We start from the raw sequence: 18,443 nt of genomic DNA, 5'->3' as shown, positions 1-18,443 counted from the left end.
TATCCCACGCAAACTGCATCGCGGATAAAGCATTACGCCGGATGGCGCTGCGCTTATCCGGCCTACACAACACCGGGGCGCAGCGCTCTTTTAATTATTCGACAGAGACGTTTTCGAAGTGATGTTTGCCTAATGGATCAACCACATAGCCTTTAACTTCTTTACGCACTGGCTCATAAACCGTGGAGTGAGCGATGATCAGCGCTGGCGCCTGGTCATGCATCACGACCTGGGCCTGTTTATAGAGTTCAATACGCTTGTTGTGGTCATCGGTCGCACGCGCAGGCTGAATCAGGTCTTCAAACGGCTTGTAGCACCATTTTGAATAGTTGGAGCCTTGCTGGGCGGCATCGCAGCTGAACAGCGTGGCGAAGAAGTTATCCGGATCACCATTATCGCCGGTCCAGCCCATCATCACCGTCTGGTGCTCGCCATCTTTAGCGCGCTTGAGGTATTCGCCCCATTCATAGGTGACAATTTTGGCCTGAACGCCAATCTTCGCCCAGTCCGCCTGGATCATTTCCGCCATACGACGCGCATTCGGGTTATAGGGACGCTGTACCGGCATCGCCCACAGATCGATGGTGAAGCCTTTTTCCAGACCGGCTTCTTTCAGCAGCGCCTTCGCTTTTTCCGGATCGTAGCCGTAGTCTTTAATATCGTCGTTGTAGCCCCACATTGTCGGCGGGATCAGGTTTTTCGCCGCAACGCCCGCGCCCTGATAAACGGCTTTGATGATGGCCTCTTTATTCACGGCATAGGTCAACGCCTGGCGAACTTTGACGTCATCCAGCGGTTTTTTCTGTACGTTATAGGAGAGATAACCCACGTTCAGACCGGCCTGCTCCATCAGGTTGATGTTTTTATCTTCTTTCATGCGCGCAATATCCGCCGGGTTCGGATACGGCATCACCTGACATTCGTTCTTCTGCAGTTTGGCGTAACGCACAGAGGCGTCAGGCGTGATGGAGAAGACCAGACGGTCAATCTGCGGCTTCGTGCCCCAGTAGCCGTCAAAGGCTTTGTAGAGAATGCGGGAATCTTTCTGATATTGCACCAGTTGGAACGGGCCAGTGCCGACCGGGTTCAGATCCACTTTTTCCGGCGTACCGGCTTTCAGCATGTTGTCAGCATATTCTTTGGAAAGAATAGAGGCGAAGTCCATGGCTAAATCGGCAAGGAACGGCGCTTCCGGACGCGTCAGCACAAACTGCACCGTGTGATCGTCTACCTTCTTCACTTCGCTAATCAGATCCGGCAGCCCCATGCCTTCAAAGTATTCATAGCTGCCGCCAGACACTTTATGGTACGGGTTCTGCTCGTTTTTCTGCCGGTCAAAAGAGAACACGACATCATCGGCGTTCAGCTCGCGCGTCGGTTTGAAATCCTTGCTGGATTGCCATTTCACCCCTTTACGTAGGTGGAACGTATAGGTTTTACCGTCTTCGCTGATATCCCACTTCTCAGCAAGACCCGGGATCACTTCCGTGGTGCCGGTTTTGAATTCAACCAGACGGTTATAGATAGGTACGGAGCTGGCATCATAGGTGGTGCCAGACGTAAAGAGCTGTGGGTTAAAGCCTTCCGGCGAGCCTTCTGAACAATAAACCAGGGTTTTGGCCTGCACGCTGGCTGCAACGGTCATGGCCACCAGGCTCAAACCAAGCTTCAGCATCCCTGACTTCTTCAAGGAAATACTCATTCTTCTGCTCCAATAATTGTGATGTATGTTGTTTTGCCCTTTGCAAAGGCTTTTACCGCCCGGCCTTTTTTGTTTTTTACCTGGTCAGGTCAGTAGTGAGAGGTGGGGATTCCGTTCGCATAATCGACTGAGTTGCAGTGCGGATTCTCCATAAAATGCCCCTCATTCCCTACAATCTGTCAATAGAATGTCAAAACGTCAATACAGGTAACCAGCTTTTACAACAACGGTGAGAATTAACAAACAAAGATTAAAAAAAGTTCAGAAGGGTATTTTCAGCAGGGAAATTTGTGCTATAGGCAGAAAGGCAGAGTTATTCACTTAATATTTTGCAACAGTTAGTGATTAACAATTAGACATTAATTGAAAAATTTCTTTCGATATGTTGATTATCTGAGCGATTAATACCACTAACGCTAAAACGCACAGGCGAAAATGCTGAGGTTATCCATAAGCCGTGTGCAAAAAAGAGTTATCCGGACATTGAAAAACACCATCGAATATGTCACAAAATTGTAAATAAGTAGGCCGTCGTGCGGCCTACCGCGATCACAAAAACTAACTTTTGACCCTGGCCTGCGTGCGCTTTTCGCTCCAGTTAAACAACGAGTTCACCAGAATCGCCGTCAACGTCCCCGCTGCCATGCCGTTGCCAAAGACCATCTGTACGCCCGCCGGGAAATTCTGATACAGGCCGGGTACCAGTATAGGAAGCATTCCCATGGCCAGCCCCATCGCCAGCGCGTAGGTTTTACCCGGCGTATGCAGTGGCTCACGCGCAATCATATCAATGCCGATGACCCCGATAATGCTGAAGACAATCACCGCCGTACCGCACACCACCGAACCTGGCAAACAGGTCGCCAGACGTACCAGCGGCGCGAATATGGCAATCAGGATTAACAACCCTCCGGCAGCCGCAGTCACGAAACGCGATTTCACATTAGTAGTGCGTACCACCCCAATATTTTCGCCGGAGGTGATAATTAAGGAGGTGCCAAAAATCCCCCCCAGCAGCGACATTACCGCATCACCACGAATGGTGCGTGGAATCGCCTGCTGCACATTTTGCGTAGAATTGACTATTTCCGCGGTCGCAATCGTTTGCCCGGTTGCTTCAGCCATAGAGATGACCGCGTAAATCAGCAACGGCAGCGAGGCGGAGAGATCAAAAATCGGCCAGCCGAACGGCAAAAGCTGTGGGAAACTAAACAGCGGCCCGTGACCAACACCGCTAAAATCGGTGCTGCCCAGCGCCATTCCCAGCAACGTTCCCGCTAAAAGGCCGAACATCACCGCCAGCTGGCGCAAAATACCGCTAAACGCCAGCGCGAAAATCAGCGTTATCAGGATAGTCCCCAGCGATAAAATGATACTGGTTGGATGAGCGAAGTCGGCGCTCCCTGGCTGGCCAATGATCAACCCGCCGTACAGGCGAATAAGGTTAATCGACACCATTAGCAGCATGATGCCAATGATAAAGGGGGGAAAATGGTGCAGGCAGCGGCGGAAAATCGGCAACGCGATAAAGTAGAACAGCGAGGTCAGAATTACGGCGCCAATCGCGGTCTGGATATTGGTCTGTAAAGCGATCGCAACGAAAATCGCAATCGGCGCGCCCCCCGGTACCATAATAAACGGCAAACGCGCGCCCACCCCTTTCACACCCAGGCTTTGCAGAATAGCGCCCAGACCGCACATCAGAAAGGTCGCGCTAAGTACCGAGGCGGTCACCGTATCGGTAAAGTGGAGCGCTTTGGCGATCAGGAAGACGGAGGTAATGGGGGTGGCGGCAACGACCAGCACATGCTGAAGCGCCAAAAGTAAGGTGGTTTGCCAGGGTAATGCATCGTTATCCGGCGTAGTAAGGCCAGGTTGCGGCATGATTAACTCCCATAAAACATCAAAAAAATAACCGCCAGCGCGGGCTGGCGGTCTGTATTATTTCAACCAACTAATGGCATCAGCGGCATAGCGATGCGCACGGAAGGCGCTGTTCTGTTTTCCAGGAATAATGCCTTTACTGAGGTGCTCCGGATATTCATTAAAGAACGGAATGATATATTCCCATACCGTTTCGCCTTCCGGGGTGACTTCAAACAGGCGGCCAAACGCCGATTCACAGATAAAGGTGTTGCCGTTCGCCAGCCGCTGCGCGCTCCCCATATACGGCGAGAAAAACGCCGACGGGAAGATATCGCGATACTGCCAGGTAATCGCTTTGGTCTGCGGATCGAACTCCAGCACCGTGGAATGCGGCGAGGTGACGCCGGGACGCAGGTTGCCGTTATCGAAAACCAGAATCGACCCGTTCTCCATCTCAACCGGCGTGTGCTGCTGCGCTACCACTTCCGGCCCTGCATGCCAGATAACCTTCCCGCTCTCTTTATCCACGGCAATGACGCCAGACGTAGTGCGCAGGCTCATCAGCACCAGGCCATCACGGGTGACGGACAGGCCGTTAATCATCGGCCAGTGGCGGCGATCGAAAATATCATGAATCGGGAAATCTTCCGGATTCAAATGCTCCCAGGCACGCCATTCCCAGACCACTTCACCGTCGCGATTGACCTCTTTGACGACGTCGCTCTGAATCACGCCGTCCGGCGCATCGCGGCGCGGGTCGCCGCCGGTAACACGGGCGGCGATATCGGCAGGTAACTGCGACGCGGCGGTATACAGCAGATTACCGTTCGCCAACCATTGCGCATCATGGTGATGGTAAATATCTTCGTAATGCCAGACGATTTCGTTATCCGGCGTCACTTCGTAGAAGTCGCCGCCGTGCCAGAGATCCCACGCCGGATAGAGGTTCGCTGAAGTGCGGTGGCTGCCGTTATAACCCAGATTACCGTTCGGCAGCAGCACCGCATCACGCCCGGCGCGAACCGGAAGCTGCCACTGATGCGCGACTTCGCCCTGCTCGTCCACCAGGTAAACCCGCCCTTCGGCGGTTTGCGGCGCAAAAAGCGTATAGCCGCCAAAGCTCTTCGCTTTATCAGCGTAGATAAGGCCCGCCGGACGGCGTCCAAGGGTGAAAGTCGAATCCTGAGTTAAGTGTGCCACATCGCCTCCTGAGGAATAAATTTGCGCCAAAATACCCCATTAAAACGTTTTAATGAAGAGTTTTTTACGATCCTCACCGAAAAAAAGCAAACGTTACCGTCTGGTAAATATGCTACCCTGTGCGCAAACTTTCGAAGGTCAGGAAGCAGATGGCTGTTCAAAATAAAAAACGCGCAAAGTTGATTGATGTTGCCCGCCATGCAGGCGTGTCGCCAGGGACGGTATCCAATGCCTTGCACAACACCCGCTTTGTCGAGCCGCAGACGCGACGGCGTATTGAAGAGGCCATTGTTGCGCTCAACTACACGCCGAATATTCGCGCCCGCCAGTTGCGAACCGGCAAAACCAATACCATTGCCTTGCTCTCTTCGGTGCCGCTGGCAATTGCCTCCGGCGCGTCACGACTGGGATTTATGATGGAGGTGGCGTTAACGTCCGCGATGATGGCGCTGGAAAAACAGCATGCGCTGATTCTGGTGCCGCCGGGGGCAAATCCACTGGATGCCGTCAGCTTTGACGCGGCGATCCTGATTGAGCCGGCGGAGAACGACCCGCAGCTCCAGGCTCTGGCGCAAGCGGGCATTCCCTGCGTCACCATTGGCCGCACGCCGGGCACCGACACGCCTGTGCCGTGGGTTGAGCTGCACTCGGCGGCAACAGCACAGCTTCTGCTAACGCATCTGGAGGCCTCCGGCGCCAGCAAATATGCGTTATTTGTCGGTAACACACGGCGAACATCAGTTCTGGAGAGCGAAGCGGCTTACCAGCGCTGGTGCGCGGGGCGCCAGGCCCCCGTCGTCTACTCTCTCAATGAAAGCGAGGGTGAAAATGCCGGCTACCAGGCCGCGCAGCAGCTATTACAGGCGCATCCCGACGTTGACGGCGTGCTGGTGCTGATCGACACCTTTGCCAGCGGCGCGGTACGCGCTTTTCAGGAACAAGACATCGCCATACCTGAACAAATGCGAGTGGTTACCCGCTATGACGGTATCCGCGCGCGCGAATCGCTGCCGCCGCTGACGGCAGTGAATATGCATCTTGATGAGGTGGCGCGACAGGCAATCACACTATTATTTGATTTGCTGACGGGCAAGAAGGTCAGTCACAGCGACGGGATCATGCCTGAACTGGTGGTGCGAGCGTCAACCTGCCGGTGATAGAGGATGACTCGCCACTGCGTGGCTCGCCCTGCGGGCCGTTGCTGACGCAACGTTCTCTCGCTTCGCTCGGGTCGAACCTCTTGCCCCCGGAGGTTCTCATCCTCGTCAGGCTTCAGATACAAAAAAACCCTGCTCGTTGAGCAGGGTTTCTGAATTTGGTCGGTGATAGAGGATGACTCGCCACTGCGTGGCTCGCCCTGCGGGCCGTTGCTGACGCAACGTTCTCTCGCTTCGCTCGGGTCGAACCTCTTGCCCCCGGAGGTTCTCATCCTCGTCAGGCTTCAGATACAAAAAACCCTGCTCGTTGAGCAGGGTTTCTGAATTTGGTCGGTGATAGAGGATTCGAACCTCCGACCCCTTCGTCCCGAACGAAGTGCGCTACCAGGCTGCGCCAATCACCGAATGCGGGCGCATCTTACTGCTCAGGCGCACGCCCGTCAATCCCTTAGTCGCAAAATACAATTCAATCGGCGAGAAAGTCGGCAGACAACCTACTTCGCGGCGACTTTCTGCGCATCGGGAATATGGCACCAGTTGTTGTTCTGGTTAATGCCGCCATTCGGCGATGTATACCCCAGGCAACCCATTATCGTATCGTACAGCTCCACATGACGACGCGGCACTTTGATCTCCGCCTGCTGCTTCAGGTGAGCGAACATCTGCGCATGTTGCGGACTGGCAAGATATTTATCCGACATCCATACCAGCATCGGAACACGGAATTGCTCCGGCGGCGCCATATTGCGCGGCGTACCGTGCAAATGTTCGCGTTCGTTAATCGACTCGCCGTGGTCAGCCGCGTAGAACACAATCGCTTTTTTATCACGTAGCTGATCGAACACACTGGTAATAAAGTGATCCACATAGGTCACGGAGTTATCGTAAGAGTTGATCATCTGCGCTTTCGTGCAGCCGCTATCGACCCCAATACATTCGGGCTTCCACTGAGCGTAGCTGCGCGGATAACGTTGCGTATAGTTAAAATGCGACCCCTTAGTATGCAAGATAATCAGATGCTTACCCTCCGGATTCTGGGCAAGCGAGTTCTGCATCTCATCAATCAACAACATGTCATCAACCGTTTTACCGCGGTTACGCGGCTCGGCGCCGATCTGCTCGCGGTAGGAGATATTATCCGCCATGGTATTGCTATAGAACCACATCTCGCTCTGCATGGCGTACAAATCGGAACTGAATCCGAGCTGTTTGAGAACGGCAAACACATTCTGCTCTTTTAAGGTACGCTGCGGGTTATTATCCGCCCCGCCTTCCCGTACAAACATACAGCGTAAAGAAAGCTTCGTCGCGGTATCGCAGGAATAGCCGCGGAACGCCGCCAGATTTTTTTCCTGCGCCAGCTTCGGCGTGGTATTACGCTCGTAGCCGAAAATCCCCATGTGATCCCAACGGGTCGTCTCACCGATAATGAAAACAACGTAGGTGTCATCCCCATCCTTCGGCGCAACATAGGTAAATTTCCTGGCCGGGTTTATTAACGAATTATTGTCCGACGACTCATCTACCTGCGCCCAGGCATACAGCCCTAACGCAGATAACCAGTTTGAAGGCAGATAGGAGTTCGCCACCACGCCGCCATAGCTGGGTAAGTCGATACCTGTCGCCCGTTCAACCTTTTTTTGCTGTATATCCAGCAGGCGGATAGGCGCCCACACCATTACGCCTGCGAGTACCACTACAGCGGCGCTGCGAAAACGCTGCCCCGGCGTACGTAGCTGGCGCAACAACGTGTAGCGACAGTGGTTACTCCAGATAAAGATGAGCGGAAGCAGGCTCACGGCAATCAGCCACAATACGAAGTGCAGCCCCACCACCTCTTTCGAGAGATCGATATCGGTGGTCATAACAGACGCAATAATGCCGTAGCCAATCACCACGTTCAGGAAGGTCATGTAATAACTGGCGCCAGCGGAAAACAGCACCACCAGCGTGGCCAGCACACGCCAGACGCGTCGGCCAAACAGTGAAAGAAGACGAAGTAAGAAGAAAGTGACCAGCACCGTGGCGCCAAGTTCGACAACTGCGGAGAGGCCTTTCCAAATGGTAAATTCTTGCGCATAACTGCCGAAACGGCGGTAAAACACGGCGCAATTCATAAACAGACCGATATAGAGCGCAAGCAAGAAACTAAGTTTCTGCTGCGTCATCGATTTAATGTATCTCATGCAAACAAACCCTGGGAATCGGGATAAAAACGACCTGTACAACGATTTTTTAATCAAACAGGTAAATATGCGGCTAACGCAGATGTGAGAAAGTCTACCAGCGCGGCTAAGTAGACCACAGGAAGCGCAAAAAGTGTCTATAGAGAATGTGATTGACCTATATATTTTTGTAAATATATAGACAGGGTATTAGATGAACTTCTAATAAGTCCAGGCGGCGGTTTATCTCGTTAAAAGCGAGCGCTCACCCCCAGGGTATACAAATAATCGCTATCCGTAGCGCTATTTTCCGCCTGGGAAAACGCCGCATACGCCGCCATGTGCGGGTTAAGTAACACGTCCGCGCCTACGGTGACATCCAACCAGTTTCCCGCCTGATTTCCTGCGGTCATACGACTCAACCCGGACTGCGCTTTCCAGATATTTTCCCCAAACTGTTGGTTATAGCTGATTTGCGCCCAGGGACGGACATCGCCGAACTGCGAGTTTACCCGCCAGCCTAACGTACTGACGCTGGCGTGCCATAACGGATCGGTAAGCGCTAATGTCGTCGCGCTATCGCCATATTCGTTATACATTGATGACGTCGAACCGTCGTAATGCAGCGCCGCGACCGGCCCAGTGGTCACGCGTCGGGAAAGCGGAAAATTCCAGCCCATACTGATACCGCTGGTCGCATCAAGCGGGGTTTCATCCGCCAGGCTAAGCACCGGACCCACCGTATTTTGCGTAGACTGAATACGTTCGGCCAGTATGTCGTTGTAATTCGGTTGGTGATCGCTGTCCCAGGTATAGCGTTCCGTCGTATGCCCCGGAGCCGCTTCAGCGATATATTCTTGTTGCCAGGCATACGTGGTATTGATAAAAAACGAGCAGGCCATAAGGCCCGCCAGACAACGCAATGTCCGGCGACCACGGCGTTTTCTTACAATCATCAACGCGACTCCAGAGTAGAGCCGAATTCGGCGATATTATTGTCATTGAATGAAGGATGTCGGGCATCAGCCCTGTATTAACTATTGTCCTTTTAGCGGGCCCGTCAAGGCGGGTTGAAGGAAATTTTCGCGGTAACCACAATAACGAGGAAGTCTATGCAGCGTTGCGACTGGGTCAGCCAGGACCCCCTTTATATTGCCTATCATGATAACGAGTGGGGCGTACCGGAAACCGATAGCAGAAAGCTGTTTGAAATGATCTGTCTTGAAGGTCAACAGGCCGGTTTATCCTGGATCACCGTGCTTAAAAAGAGGGAGAACTACCGCGCCTGTTTTCATCAGTTTAACCCGGTACGCATCGCAGCTATGCAGGAGGAGGATGTTGAACGCCTGCTGCAGAACACGGGCATCATACGACATCGCGGTAAAATTCAGGCCATTATCAGTAACGCCCGCGCCTGGCTTGCGATGGAGCAAAACGGCGAGTCTTTCGCCGATTTTGTCTGGTCATTCGTTGATGGCCAGCCGCAGATCACCCAGGCGGCCAGCCTGGGTGAGATCCCTACCTCAACACCTGCGTCCGATGCGCTTGCTAAGGCATTGAAAAAACGCGGTTTCAAGTTTGTCGGTACGACTATCTGTTACTCCTTTATGCAGGCGTGCGGACTGGTCAACGACCATATTACCGGCTGTTTTTGCCATCCGGGAGAAAAACATGATTCGCAAATCCCAGAGTGAAGACATGGCGTCTATTCTGGCGCTGTGGATGAAAAGTACCATTTATGCCCATCCCTTTATCGAAGAACGTTACTGGCACGAGAGCGAAGCAATTGTACGCGACGTCTATTTACCCGCCGCGCAAACCTGGGTATGGGAGGAAAATGGACAACTGAAAGGCTTCGTCAGCGTACTGGAAGCCCGTTTTGTCGGGGCGCTATTTGTCGCCCCCGACGCGTTAAGACACGGCATTGGCAAAGCGCTTCTGGAATATGTCCAGCAACGTTTTCCTCTGCTGAGCCTTGAGGTTTACCAGAAAAATCAATCCGCCGTAAACTTCTACCATGCGCTTGGTTTTCGTATTGAAGATAGCGCCTGGCAGGAGGATACCGCCCACCCCACCTGGATTATGAGTTGGCAGGCGGATCAAACGCCGTAAGCGGTAGCGCCGGGCCGGTATATTTCTCAAACCAGACCAGCGCGGTGTTGCCCGCACAACCGTTCCCCAGCCGGGAACTGGGAAGATCTTTTGTCAGGACGTTTACCGCGCCGTTTTTGCATATGCCGCCTGCGGTAGGTTCAGGGTCCGGCCATGCGCCTTCGTGAATACAGATAACGCCGGGCCGAATTCCGTCGGTAACGACCGCGCCCGCCAGAACCTGCCCGCGATGATTCCAGACGCGTACCGTATCGCCATCGACGATTCCACGCGTTGTCGCATCCTGCGGATGAATCGTCACCGGTTCGCGTCCGGCTACCGCATACCGCTCCCGTAACGAACTGTAGTTAAGCTGGCTATGCAGACGGTGCGCCGGATGCGCGGAAAGTAGCTGAACCTGCCCCGCATCAGCGTTCCCGTGCCACTCATCCGGCACCAGCCACATCGGATGGCCGGGACAATCCGCGTAACCATAGCTGGCAATGCGCGCAGAATAGATTTCGATTTTGCCGCTGGCCGTTTTTAGCGGATGGTTATCAGGATCGCGGCGAAAATCCGCGAAGCGCACAAACTGCGCGTTGGCGGGATTTTCCGGCATCTCCAGTAAACGGTTAGCCTGCCAGAATGCGGCAAACGGCGGCAGCGTCACCCCCTGGCTGGCGCCACGCTGGGCGGCAATATTGTAGAAAGTCTCCAGCCACGCCAGTTCACTTTTTCCTTCGGTGAACCGAGCGTAACCGCCGGCTTCCCACCGTTCGCTCAGTTCAGCAAAAACGTCAAAATCATTCCGCGCCTCCCACCGGGGCGACACGACCTGCTTCATCGGCGCCAAATGCTGATTGCTATAGTCGCCGGTCATGGTTAAATCGTTACGCTCATAGCTGGTGGTCGCAGGCAGAACAATATCCGCGTGTTTCGCGGCGGCCGTCCAGAAACATTCTGAGATAACGACCAGTTCCGGTTTTTGCCACGCGCGAATCAGACGGTTGGTATCCTGATGATGGGTAAAGTTCGCGCCACCCGCCCACCAGATAAAACGAATATCCGGGAAGCGGCGATCCATCCCATTGTGTTGGTAAAACCCACCGGGGTTTTCCAGCGCCTCGACAATACGCGCCACCGGTATTTTATCTACCGCATCGACCCCGCCAGGGAGGCTTCCCTGCATCGAGGCTAACACGGCGGCGCGGCGCGTCGGGTTTCCGCCGTTAGCAAAATGATAAGAAAAACCAAACCCGCCGCCAGGCGTACCAATTTGCCCCAGCATTGCGGCCAGCGTGACGATCATCCAGTGCTTTTGCTCGCCGAACTGCTGACGCTGCATTCCCCAACCGGCCATCAACATGGTGGTGTTATGATGAAATATTTCCGCCAGTTCACGAATTTTCACCGCAGAAACGCCGCAAATTTCCGCCGCCCATTCCGCTGTTTTGGCCGTACCGTCGGTCGTGCCCAAAAGATAGTCGGCGAAGCGGTCATAACCCGTCGTGCAGCGGGCAAGGAACGCTTCATCCTGCCAACCGTTTTCCACCAGCGTATGGGCGATTCCCAACATTAACGCCACATCGGTGCCCATATGTGGGGCGATCCACTCCATCTTATCGCCAAAAAAGTCGACGCTTTCCGATCGCATCGGATCGATGCAGATCAGGCGCTTGCCGCTTTGTCGCAACGCCGCAAAATAGTCGAGCCCCTGTTCATCCGAGGCATTCCAGGCAATTTTCAGAGTATTCAGCGGGTTCGCGCTCCAGAGCACCACCACCTCGCTGTGTTCCAGCACCACCGGCCAGCTAGTCTGCTGCTGGTAAACCTCGTTGCCACCCACCACATAAGGCATGATAGCCTGCGCCGCGCCGGTGGAATAATCGCCAAGATGGCCGGTATACCCTCCCGCCAGCGCCATGTAACGCTGCAATAGCGTAGCCGCTTTATGCAATACGCCGTTCGAACGCCAACCGTAGGAGCCGGCGAAGATGGACGATGGTCCATAACTTTCACGAATACGTTTGTGCTGAGCGTGGATCAGATCCAGCGCGTCATCCCAACTTACGCGAACAAACTCATCCTGCCCGCGTATGCCTTGCGGCTTATCGGGAGAAGCCAGGAACCCTTTACGCACCATCGGGAAGCGAACCCGCGTTTTACTGTGAACCTGGTCATGCACAACGGTTTGCAGGGAGTTTTGGTGTGCCGTCGGGAGTTCGCCATACGAGGCAAAAATGCGTTCTCCGTCGGTTTCAACGCGGACTGGCCCCCAGTGTGCGGCGGTCAATACCGAGTGACGCGATGGTGCGTGGGTCAAGGTTCGCTCCTGAATTATTGGGATTATTTATTTTGCCGATCAATGTTACTTACAAATTTCAGAGTTTTCCCTGGAATTTTCTTCATGTGCAGACGTCATAATCAACCGCCACGGTCGCTGTGGTAAAAATAAAAAAGTGATAAGGATTTAAGATGAAAAAACGTGTATTTGTGATTGCTGCCATCGTGAGCGGCGCCCTGGCAGTATCTGGCTGCACAACAAACCCTTACACCGGCGAACGCGAAGCAGGTAAATCCGGCATTGGCGCGGGTATTGGATCGCTGGTCGGCGCAGGCATCGGCGCGCTCTCCTCCTCCAAAAAAGATCGCGGTAAAGGCGCGCTGATTGGCGCGGCGGCTGGCGCGGCGCTGGGCGGCGGCGTGGGTTACTACATGGACGTACAAGAAGCAAAACTGCGTGACAAAATGCGGGGCACAGGCGTTAGCGTGACGCGAAGCGGCGATAATATCATTCTGAATATGCCGAATAATGTCACCTTCGACAGCAGCAGCGCGACGCTGAAACCGGCAGGCGCTAACACGCTGACCGGCGTGGCGATGGTGCTGAAAGAGTATCCCAAGACCGCCGTCAATGTGGTGGGCTACACCGACAGTACCGGTAGCCACGATCTGAATATGCGTCTGTCGCAGCAGCGTGCTGACTCCGTCGCCAGTTCGCTGATCACCCAGGGCGTCGACGCCAGCCGTATCCGTACCAGCGGAATGGGTCCGGCGAATCCGATCGCCAGCAACAGTACGGCAGAAGGTAAGGCGCAAAACCGCCGCGTCGAAATTACCTTGAGTCCATTGCAGTAAACTACCGTACCGGGTAAAGCGGTATGCTTTACCCGGCCTGCATTACTCCCTCGCCATTCCCTCGCCAAACCGGATACATCGCGCATCATTCGGTATTCATTCATCATTTACCACAACACGGCTGCCGACAGCGGGGAAATTGGCTGGTCGATGATGGCTAAACGGGTTAATAATAAGCCTGTTCCGGTTGGCGCATGCCGCGCTTACCTTTTGATTTACGGAGAGTCGCATGAAGCCGTCCATCATTCTCTACAAAACCCTGCCTGATGATTTGCTGCATCGCCTGGAGGCGCATTTTACCGTCACCCAGGTACCGAACCTGCATCCGGAAACGGTCGCGCGACACGCGCAGGCATTTGCCAGCGCGCAAGGCCTTCTGGGCGCCAGCGAAACCGTTAACCGCGCGCTGCTGGAAAAAATGCCGGCGCTACGCGCGGCGTCGACCATCTCGGTGGGATACGATAATGTCGAGGTGGACGCCCTTACTGCCCGCAAAATAGTCCTGATGCACACGCCTGCCGTTTTGACGGAAACCGTTGCCGATACGGTGATGGCGTTGATGCTGGCCACTGCCCGCCGCGTGGTGGACGTCGCAGAACGGGTTAAAGCGGGTGAATGGACGGAAAGCATTGGCCCGGCATGGTTTGGCGTCGATGTGCATCACAAAACACTCGGTATCGTTGGGATGGGGCGTATCGGGATGGCGCTGGCGCAGCGAGCGCACTTTGGGTTTACCATGCCGGTTCTCTATCACGCCCGTCGGCGGCATCAGGAGGCGGAAGACCGTTTTAACGCCCGCTACTGCGATCTGGATACGCTGTTGCAGGAGGCTGATTTTGTCTGCGTGATCCTGCCGCTAACGGCAGAAACGCGACATCTGTTTGGCGCAACACAGTTTGCCAGAATGAAATCGTCCGCCATTTTTATTAATGCCGGACGCGGCCCGGTGGTCGATGAAAACGCGCTGATTGCCGCGCTGCAAAACGGTGAAATATATGCGGCAGGTCTGGATGTTTTTGAACAGGAACCGCTATCCGTGGATTCGCCCTTGCTGAACATGTCTAATGTCGTCGCGGTACCGCATATTGGCTCGGCAACGCATGAGACGCGCTATAACATGATGGCCTGTGCGGTGGATAATTTGATTGATGCGCTGCAGGGAAAAATAGAGAAGAACTGCGTCAATCCGCAGGCGGCGGGATAACGCTACAGGCCCGATAAGCGCTGGCTTGCGCTTATCGGGCAGACTGTCATCACTGAGTCGCGTTTACCGCCGCCGTCCAGGCCTGATTAAACGCCTGATGCTGCGAGGCCAACGGCCCAATCAGCGCATTATATTGGCTGGCCTGCTGTGAGGTCGGGAACTGAATGCCGTTCGCGACAAAGCTCACCTGCTCGCCCTGTTGCGCAATATAATCGCCCACTTGTACCAACTGCTGCGTAAAGATCTGCGCCGCCGGGATCAGCGGCTGCAAAGCATCTGCCGGCACGGTGACTACTTTTTTGTAGACCTGATCAAACACAGGCTTCAGGTCATCGGCCTGCTTTAACGCGCCATGCGCGGCATCAGCCTGCAGTTTTGCATTCTGCAACTGTTGCGCCAGCACGCCTAACGAACCATTTGCCTGCCGCAGCGGCTCACGTTGCGTCATATAATCCTGCGGAACGCGGATGGCGTTAACGCTATCGACCACCGGGCGCAGACCGGAATCCATCGCCTGGTTTACCTGCTGCGAGTAGCCATACAGTATCGCGTAATCAGACACAAACGGACCAAACTGTTTTTTCTGATCGGCCGTCAGCGTTGGTAAACGCTCTCCGCTACGCATTGCTGTATTCTGCAGGAAATCGACAAACGCTTTGCGCTGATCGCCTTCTTTATCAAAACACCCGCTCAGGCTAAACACCATTAATAACGCCACAACAGGCGCAAACCAGCGAGAGCAGGACTTACCTGTCGCCATTGTTAATACTCCTTTCACCCAAAAATGCGCACAACGACACCTGCGTGCCTGACGGCTTACAAGGATAGTCCAGGTCAGGCTTGCAGGATACCCTTTCCACGCGATCTTGTAGCGGAAAATTATGTTTATCTGCATCAATGCTTAATTTGTTATTTTATTGTTAATTTTTAACCTGACACTGCGACAAAAAACGCGGCAAGAAAGCTTTCCAGCGGGGGATGTAATATTTTTTTAATCTTTACAATTATTTTCTGAAAGACGGATATACCTTCCTGGATCAAATTGTTAGCGTCCTAAAAGTCGCGTAGCGTAAGGCATCGAAACGAATCGATAGCGCTTCCTGGCGGCGCGTCGCCCCCCACCCGCAAGTTTCCCGACTATTCTTAAGAGGCTTCGATGCACTTCACGATCCCGCTGTGTGATTTACAGGAGTTCTCAATGGAATATAAAGATCCGATGTTTGAGCTGCTGAGCAGCCTGGAACAAATTGTTTTTAAAGATGAAACGCGAAAGATCACCCTGACGCAAAAACCCAATCCTTTTACCGAATTTGAACAGTTACGGAGAGGGACGGGACTAAAAACAGATGAATTCGCCAGAGCGCTGGGCGTAACGGTTGCCATGGTTCAGGAATGGGAATCGAAACGCGAAAAACCCACGCCAGCAGAGCTCAAATTGATGCGCCTGATACAGGCGAACCCACGCTTAAGTAAGCAATTGATGGAGTAATTTTTACCCCTCTCTGTTTTAACGGTCCTGCGTAAGGACCGTTTTCCCCGCCCGATTCCTGACCTGGAGAAATAAAGTAAAATAAAAGTTGCATCGCCCGGCATTACATGAGTTAATGTGCTCAACGGTTTGACGTACAGACCATTAAAGCAGTTTAGTAAGGCAAGTCCCTTCAAGAGTTATCCATTAGATACCCCTCGTAGTGCGCATTTCCTTAACGCTTAAAAAATCTGTAAAGCACGCCATAACGCCGAAAGGCACACTTATTTTTTAAAAGGTAATACACTATGTCCGGTAAAATGACTGGTATCGTAAAATGGTTCAACGCTGATAAAGGCTTCGGCTTTATTACTCCTGATGACGGTTCTAAAGACGTGTTTGTACACTTCTCCGCTATTCAGAACGATGGTTACAAATCTCTGGACGAAGGTCAGAAAGTTTCCTTCACCATCGAAAGCGGCGCTAAAGGCCCGGCAGCTGGTAACGTAACCAGCCTGTAAGCTTAAAAAGCTCAGAATTTTGAATCCCTGCCTGATGGCGGGGATTTTTTTATTCCAATTCCCCCTCTCCCCCAGCATAACTTTGCATTACTTTACCCTGCGTTCCTTTGACCTTTCCCTTAGGGGAACCCCTATAGTAGGCAGGGAGATTGTTCACAAGGAATTGAAGTTATGTCGAAATCATCATGGTTATTACTTTTGGGTTTATGCGCCAGCGGCTCCGCGCTTGCGGCATCCGCAGAATCCGCTTTTCTGGCGCAACATGGGCTGGCGGGAAAAACGGTTGAGCAGATCGTGGATACGATTGATCAGACGCCGCAGAGCCGTCCTTTGCCTTACTCCGCGTCGATTACCAGTACCGAGCTCAAATTATCTGACGGAGAGCAGATTTATACGCTACCGTTAGGCGACAAATTCTATCTCTCTTTTGCGCCCTATGAATGGCGGACACACCCCTGTTTTAACCACAGCCTTTCCGGCTGTCAGGGAGAAATGCCGAATAAACCGTTCACTGTAAAAGTGACAGACAGTAAAGGCGCTGTCATCGTACAAAAAGAGATGCAAAGCTATCGAAACGGATTTATCGGTGTTTGGCTACCGCGCAATATGGAAGGGACGCTGGAAGTAAGCTACAACGGTAAAACGGCGTCACATGCCATTGCCACCAGAGATGACAGCCAGACCTGTCTGACGGAATTACCATTACGTTAAAAAAATGCCCGATAACATAATGGGTTATCGGGCCTACAAAGCGCCAACAAGATAAAATTAACAGGGTGCCTTGAGAATGCATAACGCCACAAGAATGGCAGAGGTGGGCTCACTTTGTACTGACCCCAAAAACCTGGACAGATTAACCGAGGCATCAGAGAAAGAGTCCATTTAATACATGGGCTCTTTTTTGTTTCTGGCTATAACTAAATAACATTGTCCGCAATCGGAATATCCATTCCGTTGCTTTCTTGCATCACGCGGATTCCTGTCTCATCAATATTTTGTTCGTCGTATTCTTCCTGAATTTAACCTTAGACGTTCTATCAAATTATCGCTTATAGCGATTTGAACGTAACAGTCTTTGCATTCTATTGAGGGAGCCTAAGGAACAAAGTTCGCTGCTGAGTTTGTGATGATTTGAAACCATGGTGAATGTAGAAATTTTTGGCTTCTTCGGTAAGTGCATGAACCATGATTGCACGTACACCAATATTCTCGGCAACCCGATAGCAACGAAGCACTGCATCATGAAGTAAATCAGCACCAAGCCCTTTTCCATGGAATGAGAGATCGACAGCAAGACGGGCAAGTATAATGACAGGGATGGGATCTGGCATGTTACGCCGAAGGTTGCCTGTCGCTTCTGTATGGTTGACGCTACCGGTGGCCAGAGAGTAAAAACCGGCTACTTGCTTCGTGTCTTTCTTGCACACCACAAATGTTCTGGCCGCTCCGAGAGCCTGGTTTTTGAGGCCCTTTTGCTTCAACCAGTCATCGAGCACAGCTTCACCGCTGACGAACTCAGCTACCTGATGAAAAGCGGACAAAGGTTCTGGTGCTGTTACACGTCCCACTGAGGTTTCCTTGCCAGCAGTTTTTCGATAACAGGATCATCTGCGACCGGTGCATCAAGCAGATTGATGAACTCCTCATATTGCTCATCGTTAAAGTTAAATACACGGCGGTCAAGGATCACATTCTCGGCAGCCCGGCAGGCCGTTTCCAGAATGAAATCTGTACGTGACTTGTGAAGGATTTCCGCAGCTGCATCAATGAGCGCCCGCTGCGATTCCTTAGCTCTAAGGTTAAGTTGAACATCTGATTTCATGAGACACCCCTTGTATAGCATTTGCTTTACAATGATAGCACAACCACCATGTATAGCAAACGGTATACATCAAGTCGTCGTTTTTCATTTTTTGAATACTGATGTCCGC

At 52.9% G+C, this 18,443-nt stretch carries 17 protein-coding genes, 1 tRNA gene and 2 other RNA genes; 8 read left to right on the top strand and 12 right to left on the bottom strand.

Annotated elements, in window-relative coordinates; all coding sequences use genetic code 11:
• Positions 1-94 precede the first annotated feature (94 nt).
• The 3 genes from dppA to LCS67_RS01010 form a co-directional block, all read right to left on the bottom strand.
• The gene (gene dppA / locus LCS67_RS01020; protein ID WP_000028047.1) at positions 95-1,702 is read right to left on the bottom strand and encodes a dipeptide ABC transporter periplasmic-binding protein DppA; all 1,608 of its coding nucleotides are present in this window, start codon (positions 1,700-1,702) and stop codon (positions 95-97) included.
• A gap of 558 nt (positions 1,703-2,260) precedes the next feature.
• Positions 2,261-3,586: a uracil-xanthine permease family protein gene (locus LCS67_RS01015; RefSeq protein ID WP_001136076.1), complete on the bottom strand. Its 1,326-nt coding sequence runs from the start codon at positions 3,584-3,586 to the stop codon at positions 2,261-2,263.
• 57 nt (positions 3,587-3,643) lie between these two features.
• Positions 3,644-4,768, bottom strand: coding sequence for an aryl-sulfate sulfotransferase (locus tag LCS67_RS01010; protein ID WP_031567339.1), 1,125 nt, complete (start codon positions 4,766-4,768; stop codon positions 3,644-3,646).
• A 149-nt stretch (positions 4,769-4,917) separates the two neighbouring features.
• On the opposite strand from LCS67_RS01010, the gene LCS67_RS01005 reads away from it, so the two are divergent.
• On the top strand, positions 4,918-5,925 hold the full coding sequence (locus tag LCS67_RS01005) for a substrate-binding domain-containing protein (protein ID WP_031567337.1): 1,008 nt from the start codon (positions 4,918-4,920) through the stop codon (positions 5,923-5,925).
• Here the strand turns inward: LCS67_RS01005 and LCS67_RS01000 are convergent.
• The 5 genes from LCS67_RS01000 to LCS67_RS00980 all read right to left on the bottom strand — a co-directional run bounded on the left by LCS67_RS01000 (position 5,916) and on the right by LCS67_RS00980 (position 9,046).
• Positions 5,916-6,049: non-coding RNA, RtT sRNA (locus LCS67_RS01000), on the bottom strand. The two genes, LCS67_RS01005 and LCS67_RS01000, sit on opposite strands and share 10 nt — an antisense overlap.
• 35 nt (positions 6,050-6,084) lie before the next feature.
• A non-coding RNA gene (locus tag LCS67_RS00995) (RtT sRNA) lies at positions 6,085-6,218 on the bottom strand.
• A gap of 34 nt (positions 6,219-6,252) precedes the next feature.
• Positions 6,253-6,329: transfer RNA gene (locus tag LCS67_RS00990), tRNA-Pro, on the bottom strand.
• 90 nt (positions 6,330-6,419) lie between these two features.
• Positions 6,420-8,111 carry a kdo(2)-lipid A phosphoethanolamine 7''-transferase gene (eptB, locus tag LCS67_RS00985; RefSeq protein ID WP_001269248.1) on the bottom strand — a complete coding sequence of 564 codons (1,692 nt, stop codon included), beginning with the start codon at positions 8,109-8,111 and terminating at the stop codon, positions 6,420-6,422.
• 230 nt (positions 8,112-8,341) lie between these two features.
• Entirely contained in the window at positions 8,342-9,046 is a 705-nt protein-coding gene (locus LCS67_RS00980; RefSeq protein ID WP_000637073.1) for an autotransporter outer membrane beta-barrel domain-containing protein, read from the bottom strand.
• A gap of 156 nt (positions 9,047-9,202) precedes the next feature.
• Here LCS67_RS00980 and tag point away from each other — a divergent pair, with 156 nt between their 5' ends.
• Both tag and LCS67_RS00970 read left to right on the top strand, forming a co-directional pair.
• Positions 9,203-9,784 (top strand): DNA-3-methyladenine glycosylase I, encoded by a 582-nt coding sequence (gene tag / locus LCS67_RS00975; protein ID WP_001188424.1) that lies wholly within the window; start codon positions 9,203-9,205, stop codon positions 9,782-9,784.
• The gene (locus tag LCS67_RS00970; RefSeq protein WP_000619902.1) at positions 9,762-10,202 is read left to right on the top strand and encodes an N-acetyltransferase; all 441 of its coding nucleotides are present in this window, start codon (positions 9,762-9,764) and stop codon (positions 10,200-10,202) included. Before tag ends, LCS67_RS00970 begins: the two co-directional genes overlap by 23 nt.
• On the opposite strand, the gene LCS67_RS00965 is transcribed toward LCS67_RS00970, so the two are convergent.
• Positions 10,171-12,504, bottom strand: a complete 2,334-nt coding sequence (locus LCS67_RS00965) for a molybdopterin guanine dinucleotide-containing S/N-oxide reductase (protein WP_000148461.1) — start codon at positions 12,502-12,504, stop codon at positions 10,171-10,173. The two genes, LCS67_RS00970 and LCS67_RS00965, sit on opposite strands and share 32 nt — an antisense overlap.
• 152 nt (positions 12,505-12,656) lie before the next feature.
• On the opposite strand from LCS67_RS00965, the gene LCS67_RS00960 reads away from it, so the two are divergent.
• Entirely contained in the window at positions 12,657-13,319 is a 663-nt protein-coding gene (locus LCS67_RS00960; RefSeq protein ID WP_000747548.1) for an OmpA family lipoprotein, read from the top strand.
• A 229-nt stretch (positions 13,320-13,548) separates the two neighbouring features.
• A complete protein-coding gene (gene ghrB, locus LCS67_RS00955) occupies positions 13,549-14,523 on the top strand; it encodes a glyoxylate/hydroxypyruvate reductase GhrB (protein WP_000804678.1) in 975 nt (324 codons plus the stop codon).
• Positions 14,524-14,572: 49 nt separating this feature from the next.
• On the opposite strand, the gene LCS67_RS00950 is transcribed toward ghrB, so the two are convergent.
• Positions 14,573-15,283 (bottom strand): DUF3053 domain-containing protein, encoded by a 711-nt coding sequence (locus LCS67_RS00950; protein ID WP_000190524.1) that lies wholly within the window; start codon positions 15,281-15,283, stop codon positions 14,573-14,575.
• A 438-nt stretch (positions 15,284-15,721) separates the two neighbouring features.
• On the opposite strand from LCS67_RS00950, the gene LCS67_RS00945 reads away from it, so the two are divergent.
• From LCS67_RS00945 to cueP, 3 genes are all read left to right on the top strand, one after another.
• Positions 15,722-16,012 (top strand): HTH-type transcriptional regulator, encoded by a 291-nt coding sequence (locus LCS67_RS00945; protein WP_000455790.1) that lies wholly within the window; start codon positions 15,722-15,724, stop codon positions 16,010-16,012.
• A 287-nt stretch (positions 16,013-16,299) separates the two neighbouring features.
• On the top strand, positions 16,300-16,512 hold the full coding sequence (gene cspA, locus LCS67_RS00940; RefSeq protein ID WP_000014594.1) for an RNA chaperone/antiterminator CspA: 213 nt from the start codon (positions 16,300-16,302) through the stop codon (positions 16,510-16,512).
• Positions 16,513-16,683: 171 nt separating this feature from the next.
• Complete coding sequence (gene cueP, locus LCS67_RS00935) at positions 16,684-17,223, top strand: copper-binding periplasmic metallochaperone CueP (protein ID WP_000047140.1); 540 nt, start codon at positions 16,684-16,686, stop codon at positions 17,221-17,223.
• Between the two features lie 371 nt (positions 17,224-17,594).
• Here the strand turns inward: cueP and LCS67_RS00930 are convergent, their stop codons facing one another.
• Both LCS67_RS00930 and LCS67_RS00925 read right to left on the bottom strand, forming a co-directional pair.
• Positions 17,595-18,080: a GNAT family N-acetyltransferase gene (locus LCS67_RS00930; RefSeq protein WP_000533909.1), complete on the bottom strand. Its 486-nt coding sequence runs from the start codon at positions 18,078-18,080 to the stop codon at positions 17,595-17,597.
• Positions 18,068-18,355: a DUF1778 domain-containing protein gene (locus LCS67_RS00925; RefSeq protein WP_000965889.1), complete on the bottom strand. Its 288-nt coding sequence runs from the start codon at positions 18,353-18,355 to the stop codon at positions 18,068-18,070. Before LCS67_RS00925 ends, LCS67_RS00930 begins: the two co-directional genes overlap by 13 nt.
• Positions 18,356-18,443 lie beyond the last annotated feature (88 nt).

The organism is Salmonella sp. A7, from assembly GCF_020181675.1.
In the GTDB taxonomy this organism is placed as follows: Bacteria; Pseudomonadota; Gammaproteobacteria; order Enterobacterales; family Enterobacteriaceae; genus Salmonella; species Salmonella enterica.
Note: the sequence above shows the minus strand (reverse complement) of the source record. Positions and strands in the feature narration are given on the sequence as shown.

What these genes read in the sequence shown, in the direction of transcription:
- LCS67_RS00980 (WP_000637073.1), bottom strand. Translation starts at nt 9,046, where the DNA reads ATGATTGTAAGAAAACGCCGTGGTCGCCGGACATTGCGTTGTCTGGCG.
- LCS67_RS00925 (WP_000965889.1), bottom strand. Translation starts at nt 18,355, where the DNA reads ATGCTATACAAGGGGTGTCTCATGAAATCAGATGTTCAACTTAACCTT.
- dppA (WP_000028047.1), bottom strand. Translation starts at nt 1,702, where the DNA reads ATGAGTATTTCCTTGAAGAAGTCAGGGATGCTGAAGCTTGGTTTGAGC.
- LCS67_RS00945 (WP_000455790.1), top strand. Translation starts at nt 15,722, where the DNA reads ATGGAATATAAAGATCCGATGTTTGAGCTGCTGAGCAGCCTGGAACAA.
- LCS67_RS01005 (WP_031567337.1), top strand. Translation starts at nt 4,918, where the DNA reads ATGGCTGTTCAAAATAAAAAACGCGCAAAGTTGATTGATGTTGCCCGC.
- LCS67_RS01015 (WP_001136076.1), bottom strand. Translation starts at nt 3,586, where the DNA reads ATGCCGCAACCTGGCCTTACTACGCCGGATAACGATGCATTACCCTGG.
- LCS67_RS00960 (WP_000747548.1), top strand. Translation starts at nt 12,657, where the DNA reads ATGAAAAAACGTGTATTTGTGATTGCTGCCATCGTGAGCGGCGCCCTG.
- ghrB (WP_000804678.1), top strand. Translation starts at nt 13,549, where the DNA reads ATGAAGCCGTCCATCATTCTCTACAAAACCCTGCCTGATGATTTGCTG.
- eptB (WP_001269248.1), bottom strand. Translation starts at nt 8,111, where the DNA reads ATGAGATACATTAAATCGATGACGCAGCAGAAACTTAGTTTCTTGCTT.
- LCS67_RS00970 (WP_000619902.1), top strand. Translation starts at nt 9,762, where the DNA reads ATGATTCGCAAATCCCAGAGTGAAGACATGGCGTCTATTCTGGCGCTG.
- cspA (WP_000014594.1), top strand. Translation starts at nt 16,300, where the DNA reads ATGTCCGGTAAAATGACTGGTATCGTAAAATGGTTCAACGCTGATAAA.
- cueP (WP_000047140.1), top strand. Translation starts at nt 16,684, where the DNA reads ATGTCGAAATCATCATGGTTATTACTTTTGGGTTTATGCGCCAGCGGC.
- tag (WP_001188424.1), top strand. Translation starts at nt 9,203, where the DNA reads ATGCAGCGTTGCGACTGGGTCAGCCAGGACCCCCTTTATATTGCCTAT.
- LCS67_RS00950 (WP_000190524.1), bottom strand. Translation starts at nt 15,283, where the DNA reads ATGGCGACAGGTAAGTCCTGCTCTCGCTGGTTTGCGCCTGTTGTGGCG.